Origin of the sequence: Silicimonas algicola, assembly GCF_003148765.1 — a bacterium.
Classification (GTDB): domain Bacteria; phylum Pseudomonadota; class Alphaproteobacteria; order Rhodobacterales; family Rhodobacteraceae; genus Silicimonas; species Silicimonas algicola.
On record NZ_QGGV01000001.1, the window covers coordinates 287,117 to 306,682 of the forward strand.

Sequence of the window (19,566 nt, forward strand, 5' to 3'; positions counted from 1 at the left end):
CGCGGCACTTTCTTCTGGAGCCTTCCGGCATGACCGCCACCGCCGATTCCGTGGACCCCTCCCCCTTGTCCTCCGCCTCTGTCCGCCTCGGACTTGGCGCGGTCGGCATCACGCTGCTTTTCGCCTCGCTCGGTCAGACCATCGTGTCTCCGGCCCTTCCGGTCATCGTCGCGGAACTGGGCGGGCTCGACCACATTACCTGGGTCATCACGGCCTATCTGCTGGCCTCGACCGTCGGCGCGCCGATCGCGGGCAAGCTGGGCGACCTCTACGGGCGCAAGATGGTGATGTGGGGCGCCATCGGGGTGTTCATGTTGGGCGCCGTTCTCTGCGGTCTGGCGCAGAGCATGGGCGTGCTGATCCTGGGCCGTCTGGTGCAGGGACTGGGCGGCGGAAGCCTGATCGTGCTGTCTATGGCCGTCGTCGGAGACCTGCTTCCGCCGCGCGAGCGCGGGCGTGCGCAGGGTGTCCTGGGCGCGGCCTTCGGCGTCTCGACCGTGATCGGTCCGCTTTTGGGCGGGTTCCTGGTCGAAAGCCTGAGCTGGCACTGGATCTTCTTCGTCAACCTCCCCTTCGGCGTCCTGGCCTTCGTCCTTCTGGGCATGGCGCTCGACTCGCCGCCTCGGGTACAGCGGTCCATCGACTATGCCGGCGCGGCGCTTCTGGCGGCGGTCCTTTCGTCGGCCGTCCTTCTGTCGAACATGGGTGGCACGGTTCTGCCGTGGGCGAGCGTCGAGATGGCGGGGCTGATGTCGGCCTTCGTCCTGGCCCTTGTCGGCTTCGTCGCGGTCGAGCGGCGGGCGGCCGAGCCGATCCTGCCGATGAGCCTTTTCCGCAACAACACCTTCCTCGTCATTAACGCCGTCGGCTTTCTTGTCGGCACGGCGATGTTCGGGACGATCACCTTCCTGCCGCTCTTTCTTCAGATCGTGAAGGGCGTGACGCCGACCGTGTCGGGGTTGTTCCTGCTGCCGATGATGGGCGGGCTGATCGTTACCTCGACCCTGGCCGGGCAACTCATGTCACGGACGGGACGCTACAAGCGCCTGCCGATCGGATCGACCGCCATCCTGGCGCTGGCGATGCTGTCGCTGACGCAGGTTTCGGCCGAGACGCCCCTGTGGTCCATCGCGCTGTCCCTCGGCGGCGTGGGCATCGGTCTTGGGCCGGTTTTCGCGGTCGGCGTGGCTGCGGTGCAGAACGCGGTGCCCTTCGCCATGCTGGGGGTGGGGACGGCATCGACCAACATGTTCCGGCTGATCGGTGGCTCGATCGGCACCGCGGCCTTCGGGGCGATCTTCAGCGCGGGCATCGCGCGGCATCTGGAAGGCGAACTCGACGGCGTGGGCTTCAGCTCGCTGAGCGCCGCCTATGTCCGGTCGCTGCCGCCCGAGGCGCAGGCGCTGGTGACGGACGGCATCTCGTCGGCGCTGCATCCGGTGTTCTGGATCGCGGCGGCCATGTCGGCGCTGGCCTTCGGCATCTCGATGCTTCTGAACGAGCAGCCGTTGTCGGCGACGCGGCCCGCCTGAGATCCTGACCTTCAAACGCGAACGGACGACCCTACGGCCGTCCGTTCCTGATTTCGGCGTGGCAGGATCGTCAGTGGACGATCTTCTCTTCCTTCACGAACATGTTCGCCCAGGCACGGTCGATCAACTCCGGCGACATCTGGTAGGGGATGCCCTCGAACTCGCAGATGGCGATCATCTGGTCGATCAGGAAGATCGGCTGGTAGTTCGCGTAGATGTTGTCGATGGTCGGGTACTTGTTCTTGATGAGGTAGACGAGCGTATCCTCGTCCAGCGGCATCTTCCGCTTGCGTGCGACCATCGCAAAGATCTTCAGGTAATCCTCCTGCTCCGGCCCGTCGATCTTGATCTTGAAGAAGATCCGGCGCAGCGCCGCCTTGTCGAAGATCTCGTTCGGGTGGAAGTTGGTCGAGAAGATCACAAGCGTGTCGAAGGGCACCGTGAACTTCTCGCCCGACTGCAGGGCAAGGATGTCCTTCGATTCCTCGAGCGGCACGATCCAGCGGTTGACCAGCGCCTGCGGCGGTTCTTCCTGTCGGCCAAGGTCGTCGACGATGAAGATGCCGCCGGTGGACTTGAGTTGCAGCGGCGCCTGGTAGGTCCGCGCCGTCGGGTTGTAGACGAGGTCGAGCATCGAGAGTGACAGCTCGCCGCCCGTGATGACCGTCGGCCGCTCGCAGAGGACATAGCGGGTGTCGTAGCGGTTCGACGTGCGGCGGAGCGAATTCGGATCGTCCTCGAGCGTCTCGGCGGCGGAGTGGACGATGGGGTCATAGACCGTGATGACCTGGCTCGCATATTCGATGGCGCGGGGAACGTAGATCTTGTCGCCGAGCGCGTTGCGGATGCCGTTCGAGATCGAGGATTTGCCGTTGCCCGGAGGCCCGTACATCAGGATCGAACGTCCCGCGCTGACGGCGGGTCCGAGGTGGTCGAGAAGCTCGTTCGGCAGGATCAGGTGACCCATCGCCGACAGAAGCTGATCGCGCGTGACCTGGATGTTGCGGATCGACTGGCGGCGGACCTGCTCGGAGTACACCTCGAGCGGGACGGGCATGGCGCCGTAGTATTCGGACTGGGCCAGGGCGTCGAGCGCACGGGCCTTGCCGGCGTCGGTCAGCTGATAGCCCATCTCGCCGCCCGAGTTGGCGTGCAGCGTGCCGGTCGACTGCATCAGCTTCTGCTCGCGGGCGACGTCGATCAGCTCCTGCGTGACCGGAACCGGCAGGCAGATCGCCCGGGCCAGTTCGGTGCAGGTTTCGAGGTTCATCCGGAAGCTTGTCTTAAGCAGGATGTCACGCATCATCACCGCGGGCAGCTTCATGCCCGCAAGCGACCGGGGCGCCGGAGGGGCGATGACGTTCGACGATTCCATGTTCATTGCAGCACTCGGCCTCACCAAAGATTTCCCGATGCGCCCCGGCGTTGCCCGATTTTGAACAATAACCGGTGGCACATCTTTGCCGGGCCGAACATGACCCGTTATTGTGGCCAAAAAATGGAAAAGGATGGGGCATGAGCAGGCCAAATCCCCTTGTCCTGGCGGCGGTGCTGCTGGCGTTCACGATGGCGCTGGGCGGCCTGCCTTTCTTGAAGGGCGGGCTTTATCTCGACGCGCACGAGGGGGACACCTATCACCTTCTCGACATCCTCTTCCGGATGCGGGAGGGGCAAGTGCCGCACCTGGATTTTCCAACCCCGCTTGGTGTCTTCTCGGTTCTGCCCTTCGCGTGGCTCCTGAAGGCGGGCTACAGCGTCGGGACGTCGATCATCCTCGGCCAGCTTCTCGTGGCGCTTTCCCTCTGGCCCCTGGCGACCTATGCGGCGCTGCGGCTGACGCGCGGTCTGGCGTTCTATTTCGGCCTCGTCACGCTGGGGCTCGTGGTGGCGCTGAGCTATGGGACGGCGACGTCGGGTGCCACGATCTCGATGCATTACAACAGGTGGGGCTGGGCGCTGTCCTTCGTCGCCGTGGTGCTGGCGTTCCTCCCCGCGCGGCGAGAGCGTCAGGCGCTGGACGGGGCGCTGATCGGGCTTCTCTGTGCGGTGCTCCTGCTCATCAAGGTGACCTACTTCGTCGCCGTCGCCCCCGCCGCGGGATTGGCGCTGGTCGCTCGGGGGCAGGGGCGCGCGGTGCTGTGGGCCGCGCTGACGGGGCTTGCCGTGGCGGTCGCGGTGACGGCCGCTCACGGGATCGGCTTCTGGCTGGCGTATCTGGGTGACCTTAGGGCGGTGGCGGCCTCCGAGGTGCGGCCATTCGTGGGCGTGCCGTTCCAGGTCGTCCTGACGGGGCCGGTCTATATGGGGGCCACGCTGACGGGGATCGCCGCGGTCTTTCTGGTCCGGCGGGCGGGCCACGGGCTTTTGGCGCTGGGGCTGCTGTGGCTGGTCGCCGGCTCGATCTACGTCACCTACCAGAACTTCGGAAACGTGCCCCAGTGGCTTTACCTGATGCCCGTCCTTCTCTTGGCGCTGAGACCCGCGACCGACGAGGCGAGAGTGCCCGGCGGCAGTTTGCGGCAGGGCATGACGGTCCTGGCGATCATTGCGGTGACGCTTGAATTCCCTTCTCTTTACAATGCCTTCCGGGTGAATTTCGAGCATCTGGCCTTTGACCCGGCACGTTTCGTGCGCATGTTGCCGGACCCGGCTCAGGGTGACCTCTTCATCCGGACCGACCGCGGCTACATGATGACCGCGAACGTCGACCTCGACCGCTCGATGCCGCAGTGGGCGCGCTACAGCGAGGTCGTCGATCGTCCGCCGCTGGCCGAACTGAAGGGTGCGACCTTTCCGGCCTGCGAATGGATGGCGGGCTCACGAGCCTATTTCGAGACCCTGGGACAGGCGATGGCGGAGGCGGGCGTGCCCGAGGGCGGGCAGGTCTTCGTCGCGGACATCCTGTCGGCGTTCTGGCTGTTCGGGGACCTCGCCCCGCTCGGCGGCGGCGCACCGTGGTACTACGGCGGGCTGACCGGGCTCGATCATGCGGACTTCGTGATGGTGCCGAAGTGCAGTTTCGTGCAGCGGGTGCGGGGCATCATGGTCGAGGATCTGAAAGCCGTGGAGGACCGGCTGGAGCTTGTCCGCGACGACGATCTCATGGCGCTTTACCGCGTCAGCCGGTGAAGAAGCCGATCAGCAGGTAGAACAGCAGCGCGGGCGCCAGCGCGAAACCCATCGGAAACTCGCGCCGCGTCCAGCTTTCCCAGGTCTCGAACCTCTGCCGGATGGCCGAGGCGCGGGCGAGGCGGTGCAGGATGAAGGCCGCGATCACGGTCGCTGCCAAGAGGAACATGAACGGCATGAAATCGGGGCGCGCGATGAAGGGCGCCATCGCGGCGGCGTATTTGGCGTCGCCGGCTCCCACGCCGCCGATGGCGCTGAGGACGAAGCCGATGGCAAGCACCACGCCGAAGTGGGCGTAGCGCCAGAGGTATTCACCGAAGGGAAGGGCGACGAGGCCCACGACAACGAAGACCGCGAGCAGGGCCAGGACGGCCTTGTTCGGAATCTTCATCGAGGCCATGTCGCTCCACGCCACCCAGACGGTGATGGGCGCGACGAAAGGCAGGAACCAGGCGGCCGTCGTCCAGTCTATCGACATTCCGGGATCGTCAGCCCTGCTTCTCGAGCGCTTCGCGGCTGCGGATCGCGGCGTCGAAGTGCTGCGGATGCGTATCGATGGCATCATCCAGAAGCGCTTTGCCGGTGTTCAGGTCGCCCTGCTTGATCGCCGAAAGCGCCGCCGTATAGAGAAGCTGCGCCCGCTCGATCTGGGACATCTGCACGACCGGCATGTCGTAGTTGCGCTGTGCCGCCCGCGCGAGGACAAGGTTGTTCTTCGCTGTGAACATGCCGGCGTCATAGGTCAGAGCCTCGCCGAACAGCCGTTCGGCGCCCACGTAATCGCCGCGGCTGAGCTTGGAGTAGCCCCAGTTGTTCAGGGTGCCCGAGGGCGTGGTCGTGAGGCCGACGGCGATCTCGTAGAAGCTGTCCGCCTTCTCCCACTCCTTGTTCGAGTCCGCGATCATCGCCTCGAGGCGATAGCGCTTGTAGGTCTCGTGGGTGGGCGGGATCTTGTCGAGTTCGGCCTCGGCCTTCTTCCACTCGTTCGCGCGGATCAGGGCGTCGGCGTATTCGACGCGGTCCTCGCTGTTGGCGCCGGGCATGGTCAGCACCTTTTCCCACGCCGTGGCGGCGGCGGTCGGCTTCTTGGCGCGGACGAGCGACTGCGCCAGTCCGCGGTGAAGGTCGATCCGGCCGGGGTTTTGTGCGATCGTCCGCTCGAAGTAGACGACGGCTTCGTTAGGGTCGGCAACGGTGAGCATGACGTCTGTCAGGTTCGTCTCGTCGATGACGTTGACGTCCTTGATCGCCTGTTCGACTTCCTCATCCGTGATTCCGCGCTCGCCGCAGGCCGTCAGGCCCATGATACCGACGACACAGAGACCGATCAGACCAGCGTTCCGCATAGCACTTCGTCCCTTGCTGCTCGCATCCGCCCTGGCTTGCCCGTCTAGGGGTTCTCGGGTGTTTCGAGGATCCGGTAATATCCCGGCCCCCGGCGCACCAGGCGAAACTCATCAGGCGGAGCATATGCGGGATTTTCAAGCTTTGCGAGGGCCAAGCGAAGGTTTTCGCGGATTTCGGCACTCTGGCCACTGTCGAGAGCGAAGGCCAGGCGGAAGACCCGGCTCGCCTCGCCATAGGAGCCCTGCTCCATCAGGACGACGCCCAGGTTGTTCCATGCGGGCGGGAAGGTCTCGTCCAGCTCGGTCGCGCGGCGCAGGATCTGTTCGGCCTGGTTGAGGCGCCCGAGCTGGAGGTTGGCCGAACCGATGGCCGAGAGCACGTCGGCGTTCACGCCCTGCTCGGAGGCGGCGCGGTAATAGGCCTTCAGCGCCAGCTCGTATTCGCCCGAGGCCATCAGCCTGTGTCCGACGATGAGACCATCGACCGAGTCCTCGTCCGCCGGCCGGCCACTGGGCGCGAAAGGGCTGCCCTCGGATTGGCGAAGGCCGCCTGCGGTGTCGCAGGCGGCCAGCATGGTCAGGGCGGCAATCGCCCCAATCGCGTTTCTGCGTTGCATACGCCCCTTTAGAAGCCAGCTTTCGACAGCGTCTCTGCAATGCCATAGACCGACGGCCCGATCAGGATGATCAGAAGCGGCGGCACTGTCAGGAGCATTGTGGCAAGGGTCATCTTGGTCGGCAAGGTGTTTGCCTTCTCTTCGGCGCGCATGATCCGTTTGTCGCGCATCTCGGACGCATAGACGCGGAGCGCCTCGGCGATCGAGGTACCGAAGGTGGCGGACTGGATCAGCACGGTGACGAAGCTGGCGACGTCGGCGACGCCGGTCCTCTCGGACATGTCGCGCAGGACGAGCTGCTTGTCCTTGCCCGCCTTCATCTCCTGGGCGACCATTTCGAATTCGTCGGCGAGGGCGGGAAAGCCCGCGCGGATTTCCTTGGACACGCGGATGATCGACTGATCGAGCGACTGTCCGGCCTCGACGCAGACGAGCATCATGTCGAGGGAGTCGGGGAAGCCGTTGGTGATTTCTTCCTGGCGCGACTGCTGGCGCTTGGTGACCCAGTACTTGGGCATGACATAGCCGACGATACCGGGGATGAGGACGGACATGATCAGCGACTGGGTCGAAGGCTCGCCGGTGACGCTGTTGTAGATCGCGTAGAGGCTGCCGAGGACAAGACATCCGATCCCGAGCGCGAACTGGAGGAAGTGGTAGGTCCGCACTGCGTCTTTCCCGCGGTAGCCGGCCTGCATCAGCTTCAGGCGCGTTTCGGAATAGGCCTTGGCGTCCTGGGGTTCGAGGAAGCTCGAGTATTTCTCGAGCTTGTCGACGCCCTTGCCGCGACCGCGGCGGAGACGGGCCTTGCCGTCGGCCTCGCCGGCGCTGGCGCGGGTGGCGCGACGGATCTGCTCGAAGGGGTCCTTTTCCTTCTTGAGAAGGGCGGGCAGCGTCAGCACGACCAGGAAAAGACCGAGGACGCCGATGACCAGAAGCGGCGCAAGCTCACCGAACTGGTCGTGAAGGAAGGTGTTCGCCTGGGCGAAAAGGGTGGTGACGTATTCCATTGGCCTAGACCTTGATGTTCACGAGCATGCGCATCACGAAGATGTTCACGGTGAGGAAGGCGGCGACGACGAGGCAGGCGGGGATGAAGTACGCCGTCTCTTTCACGTCGTCATAATAGTTGGGCTGGATGACGTTGATCATCACGAGCGCCAGGATCGGGAACAGCGACAGGAACATGCCCGACCACTTCGCTTCGGCGGTGATCGCCTTGACCCGGCGGAAGAGGCGGAAGCGCGAGCGCACGACCTTGGCGAGACCGTCGAGGATCTCGGCCAGGTTGCCGCCCGAGGTCTGCTGGATCGTCACGGCGACGGCGAGGAAGCGCAGGTCCTGCATGTCCATCCGTTCCGCCATGGACTTGAGCGCGTCGCCCACGTCGCGGCCATAGGCGGCCTCGTCCGAGATGACGCCCATTTCCGTGCCGAGCGGGTCCGGCACCTCTTTCGCGACGATCTGTAGAGCCGAGGTGAAGGGGTGGCCGACGCGCAGCGAGCGCACCATGAGTTCGACCGCGTCGGGAAGCTGTTCTGCCAGCATTCCCAGGCGCTTCTTGGCGGTGCGGTTAACCCAGATGTAGACTGCGCCCACGCCCATCATCAGCGACAGGACCAGCCGGATCGGCAGCGAGGCCGCCGTGCCGAAGGTCAGCAGGAAGAAGGCGACGACGGTCAGCACACCCATCACCATGATGAGTTGGCCCGGCGTGAAGGCGATGTTCGCCTTCTGGGCCTTGTCGGCGAGGATCGCATAGAGCGGGATCGACTTCGACTTCATGTGCTGGGACATTTCCTTGCGGAGTTGTTCCAGCACCTGCTCGCGGCCGGCGCCCTTCTCGAGCATCTCGAGGCGGCGGTTGACGCGGCTGTTGAGGCTGATCGACTTGCCGAAGACCGACAGGTAGATGCCCTGCACCAGCGCGAGAACCGCGAGGAAGATCAGGCCGTAGATGAGTGGTTCTGCGCTGATGACCATTTGAGGCTACTCCGCGGCGAAGGGTTCGAAGATCTGCGCCGGAAGGTCGTAGCCCCACATCCGGAAGCGTTCCGAGAAGTGGCTGCGCACGCCGGTCGCCGTGAAGTGGCCGATGATCTTGTTGTCGGGAGTGAGACCGACGCGCTGGTAGCGGAAGACCTCCTGCATCGAGATCACCTCGCCTTCCATGCCCGTCACCTCGGTGATCGAAACCATCCGGCGCGAACCGTCCTGAAGGCGCGACGCCTGCACGATCAGGTTCACAGCCGAAGCGATCTGGCTGCGGACCGCCTTGATGGGCATCTCGATGCCGGCCATCGCGATCATGTTCTCGAGACGACTGACGCCATCCCGGGCGGAGTTGGCGTGGATCGTCGTCATCGACCCGTCGTGGCCCGTGTTCATGGCCTGGAGCATGTCGATGACTTCCTCGCCGCGCGTCTCGCCGACGATGATGCGGTCTGGACGCATCCGGAGGGCGTTTCGCAGACAGTCGCGCTGCGTGACGGCGCCCTTGCCCTCGACGTTGGGGGGGCGGCTTTCCATCCGGCCGACGTGGGTCTGCTGGAGCTGAAGTTCCGCCGTATCCTCGATCGTCAGGATGCGCTCGGCGTTGTCGATGAAGGACGACAGCGCGTTCAGCGTGGTCGTCTTGCCCGAACCTGTACCGCCCGAGACGATGATGTTGAGGCGGGTGGCGACTGCGGCCTGAAGGTAGGCCGCCATTTCCTCGGTGAAGGCGCCGAAGTTGACGAGGTCGTCGACCGCAAGCTTTTCCTTCTTGAACTTACGGATCGAGACCAGCGAGCCGTCGACCGCGATCGGAGGCACCATCGCGTTGAAACGCGAGCCGTCAGCGAGACGGGCGTCGACATAGGGGTTCGATTCGTCGACCCGCCGGCCCACTGCGGACACGATCTTGTCGATGATCCGCAGAAGGTGGCGTTCATCCTTGAAGGACGTGTCGGTCAACTCGAGCTTGCCGGCGCGTTCGACGAAGACCTGCTGCGGGCCGTTCACGAGAATATCGTTGATCGAGTCGTCTTTCAGAAGCGGCTCGAGCGGGCCGAGGCCCGTCACCTCGTCGTAGAGGTCCTGGTTCAGCGTCTGCCGCTCTTCGCGGTTCAGGACGACGCCCATCTCGTCCAAGGCTTCGCCCGAAATGGCGACGATCTCGGACCGGAGGTCACTTTCCGAAGCGGTCTCGAGCGCACCGAGGTTCAGGTTGTCGAGAAGCCGCTTGTGAAGCTCGAGCTTGATCTCGCCTAGACGCTCCTTGCGCTTTTTTTCCTTGTCGACCGGCGCCGGCTGACCCGGCACGCGGCTGACCTGACGGCGGCTCCCCGTCTGGGCCGGAACCGAGACGGGCCGGGACGTGAGCTGGGACTGGCCGCCCTGGATCGGCTGGAGATCAGGCTTCCCGGGCGGTTGGTCGCCCTTCTTGTACTTGGAAAACAACGGAGTGCTCCTTGTTCAGCTCAGGCGCCTTCGGCGGCCGCGATGTTCGTTTCGTGGATCGAGAGAGCCAGCTTCTGGATCTCTTTCCGAAGGGGGTTCTTGGCGGCGACTTCCGAGAGCGGCACGCCGTGATCGTTCGACTGCGCGACCTGCTTGCTGCCGTCGGGCATCAGGACCTCGATCTTGATGTCGAGGCTCTCGGCCATCCGCTTGACGCGGCTCTTGCCGTTGAGGTCGGTGAAGCCGGGCGCGCGGTTCAGGACGTAGCGCAGCTTCTGGTAGGGCAGATCCTCGCCCTTGAGCGCCCGGATGACGCGCAGGGTGTTCTGGGCCGACCGCATGTCGAGCTCGACCATCGCGAAGTAGACGTGCGCCGCCGTGAGGACCGTCTCGGTCCACATCACGACGGTCTTCGGCATGTCGATGACAACGTAGTCGAAGTTCGACTTGGCGATCTCGATGATCTTCTGGACATCTTTTTGGCCGATGATGTCGAGCGGGATGAGCTCGCTTGGCGCGGTCATGACCTGGAGTTTTTCCTCGTAGGTCAGAAGCGCCTGCATGAAGCTTTCGCTGTCCATGGACGAGGTGTCCTGGAGAAGCTCGAAGACGGCCTCGCGGCGGGGCAGGTCGAGGTAGGTCGAAACCGAGCCGAACTGGAGGTCGAGATCGATCAGGCAGACGCGCATCGCCTCGTCGCCCTCGTCGATGTTGGCAAGCTCCCACGCGAGGTTGACAGCGAAGGTCGTGGCGCCCGTGCCGCCGGCCAGGCCGTGGACCGGGATCACGACGCCGTCGCGGTCGCCTGTGGCCTTGAGGTTTGTGCGCAGGTTCGCCGCGACCATCTCGGCCTGGCTGGCGCGTTCGCGCATCCGCTCGATGGCGTCGTTGAGCGCGCCGTCGGGCAGGGGGTAGGGGATAAATTCCTGTGCCCCGATCTTGAGGAGGCGGTGCAGGAGGATCGGGCTGACCTCTTCCGCGACGATCAGGACCTTGATCTTCTGCTGCGAGGCGCGCTTGACGAGGTCGACCAGGCGATCGGCGTCGCCTTCGTCCTCCTGGTCGATGGCGATCACGACGAATTCGAGGGTGTCGGATTCGGGCTGGTCGAAGAAGAGGCCGGCGTCGTCGACCGACAGGTCGCCCCAATTCTCGCCGCAGAGGCTTTCCATGTCCTCGATCAGCAGATCGAAATTCTGGACATCCCGGCTGATCGTGCAGGCCACGATCGGTTCGGGTTCATCCTGCAAGGCCACGTTGCTCGTCATACCCTCACGTCCTTCCGTATGGGTGCCCCGGTTTGCGCGGGACACACGGCATTCTGAACGGACGAGACGCGACTCGACGTATGTCGCCCGACCCGCAACAGGTGCCCGGCAAAGTTGGCGACATTGAGGCTAAAAGATCGTAATTATTCGATTTCGAACAACGATCCCAAAGAAGAAGGGCGGCCGTTGGCCGCCCTTCGAAACAATACTGTGGCTGGGATCAGGCGCCGCCGCCGGCCGCGCTTTCGATCGCCTGCAGGCCGCCACCGTCGAGTGTCGAGGGGGGAACCGCGCTGCGGATGTATTCCTGCCAGATCACCTGAGCGTACTTGCCGTTCAGTTGTCCTGAGCAGCGGATCGAGCCACGGGCATAGACCGGGTTCGCCGCGGTGCTGGAGGGATGCAGGGCCACGACCGGATCGGGGACGATGTATCCCTTCGCCTGACCAGCGCATTTCTGCGCCATCATGTTGTGCATCGTGGGGTTCCCGAACCCGCCCTCGTCGATGAAGGCGCCTGCTTCGGCGTTCCAGGACGGGGTGGCTTCGCCACAGGCGGTCAGTGCGAGCGCGGCCGCGCCGACCAGAAGGGTTTTGATGTTCATGGTCATCGGTCTCACTCCATCACATAGCCATAGGAGCCGGCGAAGTCCTGCTTGGCCACTTCGGCCGCAGCACCGCTCCGGGGTGCGCCTGCGGGACGCGCGGTCTGTCCGAAGAGGAACAGCTCGCTTTCCGTGGGCGGGCGGACGCGATCGGTCGGCAGCGCCAGCGCTTCGCCAGACGTCGGCGATACGAGGTGCGGCGTGATGATCACGACCAGTTCCGACTGGCTGCGCTGGTAGTTCGTGCTGCGGAAGAGCGCGCCCAGGATCGGCACGTCGCCCAACCACGGCACCTGGTTGACGGAGTCGTTGAAGTCATCCTGCAGAAGACCCGCGATCGCGAAGCTCTGCCCGTCCATCATCTCGACCGTCGTCTCGGTCTCGCGGCGGCTGAAGCCGTTGATCGCGAAGCCCGCGTTGGTGATCGTGGTCTGACCGTCGATGGCCGAAACCGCCGCGTTCAGTTCGAGGTTGATCCGGGATCCGTCGATCACTCGGGGCGTGAAGGTAAGCTGGATGCCGAAGGGCTTGTACTCGATGGTAACGCCGCCGTCGTCGTCGACGACGGGGATCGGATACTCGCCACCGGCGAGGAAGCTGGCCTGCTGACCGCTGAGCGCGACCAGGTTCGGTTCGGCGAGAGTGCGGACGAGGTCTTTTTCCTCGAGCGCTTGCAGAAGCACGGCAAAGGCCACGCTGCCGATGTCGAAGCCGACTGCGGCCTGTCCAGCGACGGCGCTGTTCAGGTTCAGGATGGTCGAGCCCGGCGCACCGATGCTGGAGCCCGGAACAAGCGAACCAGAGCCGCCCGCGGCCGAAATCGCCGCGTCGGAGCCAGCCTCGACGATCGAGAGGCCCGACGAGAGGCTCTTCAGCACGGTACGCTGCACTTCTGCGAAGCGCACCTTGAGCATCACCTGGTGAGTGCCGCCCACGACCATGAGGTTCGAGACCCGATCAGGCGCATAGCGGCTGGCCAGGTCGAGTGCCCGGTCGAGCTTTTCGATCGAGGAGACCACGCCCGACAGGACGATGCCGTCGTTCGCGGTGCGGACCTCGATGCCTTCGCCGGGAAGGATTTGCCGCAGACGCTCCTTGAACTCGGCGATGTCGGGGGTCACCTGGACCTCGACGTTCGTGATGAGCCGGCCGTCGGGGCCGAGAAGCGTCAGCGTCGTGCGTCCCGGCGCCTTGCCGAGGACGTAGATCGTGCGGTCGGACAATGTCGAGATGTCCGCGATGCCCGGGTTAGCGATAGAAAGTTCAGCAAAGGGATTTTCAGCTTCGACCACGACTGCCCGGTTCAGCGGAACCTGGAGTGCCGTTGTCGTCTCCCCTTCCATGATGGTCAATGACTGCGCCCCGCCTGGGGATGCCGTCGCGGCCGTTACGGCGATGCTCAATAGCGTCGCCTTCAAGAATCTATCAAAAGTCATGTGACCTGCCTTTCCGATCACGCCTCAGTTTTCCGGGTCTGCGCCCTTATATCGCGGACGATGAGGCAATGTTGGAAATTTTTCAACAATCAGAGGTTTGGATGACCATGCTGATGTGGGCGAGGCGCAACACAACGGTAATGGTAGCGTCAAAAACAAAGCGCGCCACCGGATGTGGTGGCGCGCTTGAGGGGTCTTCGCGACTGCGCGATGGTCTCAGTTGGTGCAGGGGATCGGGACCGAGATGATCTCTTCGCCGTTCCGGCGGCGGACGAAGCATTTCTCTTCCTCGACCGTCTCGACCACTTTCTGCTCCTCGATCCCGAGGACGTCCCTCAGGTCGACCTCGACCGCTTCCGCGGTCGTCGTGTCCTCGACGCCCAGAAGAGACAGGGACAGACGTCCGGCCGATTGGGCCTGGGCGAGCGCAGCGACGTGCTGCGGGGTGAGTTCGACCGTCACAGTCCTGGCGACGATGGGGCTGTTGCGGTCCTCGTCCGCCGACTGGTCGATGGCGATGATGAGGACGTTCGTCTGGATGAGCTTCGTGACCACCTGACCGTTACCGACGGAGCCGGTCCAGTAGACGTCGACGCGGTCGCCGGGACGCAGGAAGCCGGAGACGCCCGAGGTCACGTCGGTGTTGATCGCGAAAGCGCGCATTCCCTTCGCGAGGCGCGAGGCCACGCCGGCCATCTGTCCGGGCTCGGTCACCTTCATGGACATGACAGCCTCGCCCGGCTCCATCGTACGAAGGACCGAACGCAGGGAGTCAGTGCCTGCGGGAAAGAGTTCTTCCTCGGACGCGAAGGCGCCTTCGGGAATACCTGCCTCGGGCCAGCGGACGGTCGTGACGTCCTCCTTGGTGAGGCGCTGACCGTAGCGAAGCTGTTTGTTGACCACGAAGACGTCCTTCGTCGGCACGATTGCCAACTTGGCCGCTTCGGCTTCGGCGAGCTGGGCCTGCTGCTGGCCGATGAAGTCCTTCGCCATATAGACGGCGGCGCCTGCCAGACCAATGCCGATCAGCAAGACGAGTCCAAACACAAAACGCATATCGGTCCCTCTCAGGTGGCTCGGGTGATGGCGACCGTTCCGTGCCGCACCCTCATCATTTCGTCAGGGAATGGCGCAGGATTGTGGCGAAAGCGTGGATTGAACGCGGTCAAGTCGTGCAATGTCGACGTGACCGCGTGCAATCTTCGCGAGGTCAATAAGACGTGGTCACGTCAGCGTTCGCGAGGTGGCTGTTGAGGCCCGAAGAGTGGTCGAGCGCTCCCCGAGCCACGGTTGTCACCACGATGACGCCCATACCGACGATCGCCGCCGTCAGCACGACCCAGTCGACGGTGACGGCACCGTCTTCGTCGCGACAGAAGTTTTGAATGTAGGCACGCATGTACAACTCCGTAGATCTTTGCCCGTCGAGGCAATCGTCGTCCCGTGGAAAGTGTCACAGGACATTATGGCCTTACTGCGGCGGCATCACGGTCCCTCGTGGTGTCGCCAGACCGTTTCCAATTCAGGTAAAGAAAAAGGGCCACGCGCCGCGCAGCCCCTTCTCTGTACCCGCGGCCGGTTCCGGGTGCGGAACCGACAGGATAGCGTCAGCCGCCGTAAGCGGTGGTGACGCTCTGGGTCGCCATGTGCGACGAGACCTTGTTGGCCAGGCTCGTGGTACCACCACCGACCGAGGTCAGAACAGCGATGCCGAGGCCGACGATGGCAGCGGTCAGCACAACCCAGTCAACCGTGACGGCGCCGGATTCATCATTCAGAAAAGCGTTGAACAGTTTCATATGTCCCTCCATTGAGCACGCTCAGTTGGCCCTCCACGATCCCGAACCGCCCTCTCACAAACGGTCCGTCCGTCTCGGGATGGCCCTATATGGCCGTGTAAACGTGGCGAGAGTTTGGCGTCGTTCGTACAATTTTCCAGCCGTATGAAGAATTCCTGAAAAATATGATAAGCTGATGAATATAAACGATAATATATGTTCTAACCGACTCTGCGACGCCTCCAATTCCGGTGCGGAGTGGTGCACTATCCCGACGCCGCGAACAATGCATCCAGAACGCGCTGGTCTGACCTGCCAGATTCTGCGAGATTCACGACAAAAGAATTGAGAAAGGCTTACGGGACAATGCTTACGGGAATCGGCAGGACAGCGGCGATCGCGTGTCTGCTCGTCGCGCAGAGCCCCGCCGGCGCGCAGGACGCAGCGGACACGACAGTCGAAACGGCCCAGGCGGACGCAGGTGTAGAGGCTGTGGCCGCGCCTGAAGCCGTGCCAGCGCCCGATGTGCGCAAGGACTTCACCTTTCGGCGCGTCGGACTGCCGACGGCCGGCGTCGGCAAGCGCATCACGGTGCAGGTCGATCCCGACGCCGAGATATATCGCATCACGCCCGGGCAGTCGCCGCGCCGACCGGGCGATCCCCGGCCCAAGGCGGCGCTTCAGTTGCCCGAGGGTGTCGTGCCCGAAGCGCCGACTGACTGGGACTGGTACTGGGCGCTGGTGTCGCCCGACCGCGGCACCGACAGTGCGGCACGGTTCAGCGCCGCGATGGCGACGATCCAGAAAGAGGCGCTGAAGATCGGCACGCCCCGGCTTCAGATGCTTCAGGGCATCATTGACGAGCACGGGTCGGACATCCTGATGTCGACCGTCGGCACCCAGGTCTCTCCCGCGCTCGTGCTGGCCGTCATCGCCGTCGAGAGCGGCGGCAAGGTCAAGGCCAAGAGCCATGCGGGCGCGCAGGGGATCATGCAGCTCATGCCGGCGACGGCGGAGCGGTTCGGCGTCAAGGACAGCCTTGACCCCCGTCAGAACATCAAGGGCGGAGTTGCCTACCTCGACTGGCTGATGAACGAGTTCAACCGTGATCCCGTCATGGCCCTGGCCGGCTACAACGCGGGCGAGGGCGCGGTGATGGCCTATGACGGCGTCCCGCCCTACGCCGAGACCCGGGGCTATGTGCCGAAGGTGCTGGCGGCCTGGAACCTTGCGCGGACGCTCTGCTCCACCACGCCGGACCTCGTCAGCGACGGCTGCGTCTTCGTGGGGCCTCGGCTGGCGAACGACGGTTAGATCTTCATCTTCTTGAAGATGCGCTCGGGGATGGCGCGGATCACCGTCATCACCGGCCACCATATGAATGGTGTATAAAGGACGTCCGTCCTGCGCTCGACGGCGCGGAGGATGTCGGCCGCCACCTTCTCGGGCGGGGCGAGGAAGGGCAGCTTGTCCATGCCCCAGGTCATTGCCGTATCCACGGTGCCGGGCTTGACGGTTACGACATGGACGCCCGACCGTCCCAGACGATTGCGGAGGCCCGAAAGATAGGCATGGAAGCCCGCCTTCGAGGCGCCGTAGACGTAGTTGCCGAGCCGCCCCCGGTCGCCCGCGACCGAACCCACGCCCACGACGGTGCCCATGCCGCGCTCCTCGAGGATCGGGGCGACGGCAGTCAGGAACCGCGCCGGGCCGGTGAAGCTGTCGGTGACGGTTCCATCGACAAGAGAAGGATCGGCGTCGATGTCCTCCTGCGATGGCATGGAGCCGACGAAGACGGCGACGCTGATGCTGCCGCCGATGGCGCGCAGACGGTCGAGCAGGGGATCGAAGGATGCCGGGTCGCGCGCGTCGAAGGCCATCGCCTCGGCCAGAGGCGCGCCGCGGGCGAGGCCGTCGGCGGCCGAACGGCGAAGTTCCTCCATGTCGCGGCCAGCCAGGATCAGGCCGTCGCCCTTCGCCGCGACGAGGCGCGCGAAGTGCCGCGCGATGGTCGAGGTCGCGCCGAGGACAATCCAGGTGGTGCTCATGTCCGTTCCCTCAGCTTCAGGCGCCGTACCAGGTCGGTCGCAAAGGCGGCACCGGGATCGATCCGCTCGACCTCGTCCAGCCACTGGCCCTGCTCGGAGTACATGCCTCGCACCGCTTCGGGAGACGCCACCGAGTCCTTGGCGAAGTAGATCCGCCCGCCCGCTTCGGCGGCCATGCGGATCAGGTCGCGGATCAGGCGTTCGGCGCCCGTGCGATTCGGGAAGTCGACGGCGAGCGTATAGCCCTCCATCGGGAAGGACAGAAACCCCGCGCGTCCGGGGCCGGTGCGTTTGAGCACCGCCAGCGGTGAGGCCAGCCCCGAATTCGCGACCTTCTCAAGGATACCGCGCAGGCGGTCGGCCTCGGCCAGCGGCACGACGCACTGGAACTGGTGAAAGCCCCGCTTGCCGTAGAGCCGGTTCCAGTCGTGGATCTTGTCGAGTGGAAAGAAGAAGTCGTCGACCGGTTTGACGAGGGTCCGACCCGAGGCCGGCACGCGCCGCCAATAGGCCGCGTTGAAGGCGCGGACGACGGGCGGGGACAGCGTAAGGCCGGGCGCGTCCATCGGGACCTTGCGGCCGCGTTTGGCTGGGCGGACGAGACCGCCGCCGGTCTCCGCCTCCTCGAGGATGCCGCGTCCGAGCGAGAGGCCTCGCGCGGTGGCGTCGATCCAACCCACGGAATAGGTGGCGTCCGAGGCGTCGAGAAGGTGAAGGAACTCGTCCCAGTCCTGCACGCGTCTCTCGGTCACGACCATCACGTCGCCCTTGGCCTTGAGGAGCCGGAAGCGGGCCGAAAGGATCGGGCCGGTCTGACCCAGTCCGCCGACTGTCGCCTTGAAGAGCGGCGCATCGTCTTTTGGGGTGATCGTCCGCGGGCCGTCGCCGGTCATCAGCGTGATCTCGGTCACATGCTGGCCTAGGCTTCCCGCACCGTGGTGGTTCTTGCCGTGGACGTCCATGCAGATGCCGCCGCCCACGGTGGCGAAGCCGGTTCCCGGCATGACGGGCGGCAGCCAGCCGCGCGGCGAGAAGGTCGCAAGCAATTCGCCGATCATTGCGCCCGCCTCGACGTGGATCTCGCCGGTGGTCGCGTCGAAGTCGAGGACGCGGTCGAGACGGGTCATGTCGATGACACGTCCGCCGTCGTTGAGGCAGGCGTCGCCATAGCTGCGCCGCATCCCGATCGCGGGGCTCGGGGTGTCGGCGGTCGCTTGTGCGACAGCCGCCGCGCGTTCGGGTCGCGCAACCTCGCCCGACGCGCGAAGGACGCGGCCCCAGCCGGCGTAGTCGCTAGATTTCCAGCGCATCGGCGGTCCTTTTCGAAAGACGCTCGGCATAGGGGAAAACCAGCAGACCGAGGCCAAGCGCGAACCAGAGCGTCGTCACGCGGATCACCAGCGTCGCGGGCAATGCGGTCTCGACCGGCACGCCGTCGAGGGCGAGAAGGGCGACCATCGCCGCCTCTGCTCCGCCAAGTCCGCCCGGTGCCCCAGTGAGCCCGCCGGCGAGCGTGGCGAAGACGAAGATGCCGACCGCCCGCCAGAAGGGCACCTCGGCCCCCATCCACCCGAGCAGAAGGTGGAAGGCATAGCCTTCGGCCAGCCAGCCGCCGGTGCCGAGCAGGCCGGCGATCAGAAGGGCCGAGGGACGCGAGAAGGCGTCGAGTGACAAGGCGGCGCGGCGGAGGCGGGCGAAGAGGCGCGGAAGACGACGGCCCGTCGCGCGGTGTCCGGTGCCTGCGATGGCACGGAGAAGCGACGGTCGCGTTGCGACGAAGGCGGCCGCAAAGGCCAGGATGGCCACCGGCACGGCCCCTGCGAGGCCGGTGGCCGAGAAGGCGACCGATAGAGCGATCAGCGCGGCCATTGCGGCGAGGTCTGCCGCCCGGTCGACGAGGGCGAGGGGGGCCGTGCGGTCGAAGCGCCACCCGGTCTCGCGCCCGATCCAGCGCATCCGCACCAGTTCGCCGAGGCGCCCCGGCGTGACCGACATGGCGAAGCCGCCGATGAAATGCCGCAGGTCCTGCCCTATCGTTGTCGGCAGGCCAAGCTGACCGGCGAAGAGATGCCAGCGCAGTCCGCGAGCCAGGTAGTTGACGAGCGAGAGGGTCAGCAGAGCCGCCATCGCGGCCGGGGACAGGGCACCGAGGGCAGCCCAAGTCTCGGTCCAGCCGGTGGCCGAGGCGAGGCCCGCGAAGCCGAGGACCACGAACACCAGAAGCGCCGCGAGAATGGCCAGATCGCGCCAGCGCCGCGGGCCTGCCGCGGCGCTTGTCGCCCGAGGGGAAAGTCTTGGCGTCATCGTCATGGCCATCGACTGCCGATAATCATGGATTGAGGCGACAATATGAAGTTCCGCCGCAAC

Annotated in this window: 19 protein-coding genes; 3 read left to right on the forward strand and 16 right to left on the reverse strand. The window is 65.0% G+C overall.

Features of this window, described 5'->3' with window-relative positions; genetic code table 11:
* Positions 1-29: 29 nt before the first annotated feature.
* A complete protein-coding gene (locus tag C8D95_RS01415) occupies positions 30-1,532 on the forward strand; it encodes an MDR family MFS transporter (protein ID WP_109757358.1) in 1,503 nt (500 codons plus the stop codon).
* Positions 1,533-1,602: 70 nt separating this feature from the next.
* Here the strand turns inward: C8D95_RS01415 and C8D95_RS01420 are convergent, their stop codons facing one another.
* Positions 1,603-2,913, reverse strand: a complete 1,311-nt coding sequence (locus C8D95_RS01420) for an ATPase (RefSeq protein WP_109757359.1) — start codon at positions 2,911-2,913, stop codon at positions 1,603-1,605.
* A gap of 134 nt (positions 2,914-3,047) precedes the next feature.
* Here C8D95_RS01420 and C8D95_RS01425 point away from each other — a divergent pair, with 134 nt between their 5' ends.
* Positions 3,048-4,661, forward strand: coding sequence for a hypothetical protein (locus C8D95_RS01425; protein WP_109757360.1), 1,614 nt, complete (start codon positions 3,048-3,050; stop codon positions 4,659-4,661).
* Here C8D95_RS01425 and C8D95_RS01430 read toward each other — a convergent pair.
* The 12 genes from C8D95_RS01430 to C8D95_RS01485 form a co-directional block, all read right to left on the reverse strand.
* Complete coding sequence (locus tag C8D95_RS01430; protein WP_109757361.1) at positions 4,651-5,139, reverse strand: A24 family peptidase; 489 nt, start codon at positions 5,137-5,139, stop codon at positions 4,651-4,653. The two genes, C8D95_RS01425 and C8D95_RS01430, sit on opposite strands and share 11 nt — an antisense overlap.
* A gap of 10 nt (positions 5,140-5,149) precedes the next feature.
* A complete protein-coding gene (locus C8D95_RS01435) occupies positions 5,150-6,007 on the reverse strand; it encodes a tetratricopeptide repeat protein (RefSeq protein ID WP_109757362.1) in 858 nt (285 codons plus the stop codon).
* 44 nt (positions 6,008-6,051) lie between these two features.
* A complete protein-coding gene (locus C8D95_RS01440; protein WP_241239780.1) occupies positions 6,052-6,624 on the reverse strand; it encodes a tetratricopeptide repeat protein in 573 nt (190 codons plus the stop codon).
* An 8-nt stretch (positions 6,625-6,632) separates the two neighbouring features.
* The gene (locus C8D95_RS01445) at positions 6,633-7,634 is read right to left on the reverse strand and encodes a type II secretion system F family protein (RefSeq protein WP_109757363.1); all 1,002 of its coding nucleotides are present in this window, start codon (positions 7,632-7,634) and stop codon (positions 6,633-6,635) included.
* A gap of 4 nt (positions 7,635-7,638) precedes the next feature.
* Positions 7,639-8,607, reverse strand: coding sequence for a type II secretion system F family protein (locus C8D95_RS01450; RefSeq protein ID WP_206508414.1), 969 nt, complete (start codon positions 8,605-8,607; stop codon positions 7,639-7,641).
* Between the two features lie 6 nt (positions 8,608-8,613).
* Positions 8,614-10,065, reverse strand: a complete 1,452-nt coding sequence (locus tag C8D95_RS01455) for a TadA family conjugal transfer-associated ATPase (protein ID WP_206508416.1) — start codon at positions 10,063-10,065, stop codon at positions 8,614-8,616.
* A 20-nt stretch (positions 10,066-10,085) separates the two neighbouring features.
* On the reverse strand, positions 10,086-11,333 hold the full coding sequence (locus C8D95_RS01460; protein ID WP_109757364.1) for a CpaE/TadZ family protein: 1,248 nt from the start codon (positions 11,331-11,333) through the stop codon (positions 10,086-10,088).
* A 220-nt stretch (positions 11,334-11,553) separates the two neighbouring features.
* Positions 11,554-11,943 carry a hypothetical protein gene (locus C8D95_RS01465; RefSeq protein ID WP_109757365.1) on the reverse strand — a complete coding sequence of 130 codons (390 nt, stop codon included), beginning with the start codon at positions 11,941-11,943 and terminating at the stop codon, positions 11,554-11,556.
* 5 nt (positions 11,944-11,948) lie between these two features.
* Entirely contained in the window at positions 11,949-13,373 is a 1,425-nt protein-coding gene (locus tag C8D95_RS01470; protein WP_109757366.1) for a type II and III secretion system protein family protein, read from the reverse strand.
* Between the two features lie 216 nt (positions 13,374-13,589).
* Positions 13,590-14,429 (reverse strand): Flp pilus assembly protein CpaB, encoded by an 840-nt coding sequence (cpaB, locus tag C8D95_RS01475; protein WP_109757367.1) that lies wholly within the window; start codon positions 14,427-14,429, stop codon positions 13,590-13,592.
* 154 nt (positions 14,430-14,583) lie between these two features.
* Positions 14,584-14,772 carry a Flp family type IVb pilin gene (locus C8D95_RS01480; protein WP_109757368.1) on the reverse strand — a complete coding sequence of 63 codons (189 nt, stop codon included), beginning with the start codon at positions 14,770-14,772 and terminating at the stop codon, positions 14,584-14,586.
* 208 nt (positions 14,773-14,980) lie between these two features.
* Entirely contained in the window at positions 14,981-15,172 is a 192-nt protein-coding gene (locus C8D95_RS01485) for a Flp family type IVb pilin (RefSeq protein WP_109757929.1), read from the reverse strand.
* Positions 15,173-15,517: 345 nt separating this feature from the next.
* Here C8D95_RS01485 and C8D95_RS01490 point away from each other — a divergent pair, with 345 nt between their 5' ends.
* Positions 15,518-16,465 (forward strand): lytic transglycosylase domain-containing protein, encoded by a 948-nt coding sequence (locus tag C8D95_RS01490; RefSeq protein WP_109757369.1) that lies wholly within the window; start codon positions 15,518-15,520, stop codon positions 16,463-16,465.
* Here the strand turns inward: C8D95_RS01490 and C8D95_RS01495 are convergent.
* From C8D95_RS01495 to C8D95_RS01505, 3 genes are read right to left on the reverse strand one after another with little or no spacing between them, the layout of a single operon-like run.
* Positions 16,462-17,199: an SDR family NAD(P)-dependent oxidoreductase gene (locus tag C8D95_RS01495; protein ID WP_109757370.1), complete on the reverse strand. Its 738-nt coding sequence runs from the start codon at positions 17,197-17,199 to the stop codon at positions 16,462-16,464. The two genes, C8D95_RS01490 and C8D95_RS01495, sit on opposite strands and share 4 nt — an antisense overlap.
* Positions 17,196-18,509: an FAD-binding oxidoreductase gene (locus tag C8D95_RS01500; RefSeq protein WP_109757371.1), complete on the reverse strand. Its 1,314-nt coding sequence runs from the start codon at positions 18,507-18,509 to the stop codon at positions 17,196-17,198. Before C8D95_RS01500 ends, C8D95_RS01495 begins: the two co-directional genes overlap by 4 nt.
* A complete protein-coding gene (locus C8D95_RS01505) occupies positions 18,493-19,503 on the reverse strand; it encodes a lysylphosphatidylglycerol synthase transmembrane domain-containing protein (RefSeq protein ID WP_109757930.1) in 1,011 nt (336 codons plus the stop codon). The genes C8D95_RS01500 and C8D95_RS01505 overlap by 17 nt, the downstream gene beginning before the upstream one ends.
* Positions 19,504-19,566 lie beyond the last annotated feature (63 nt).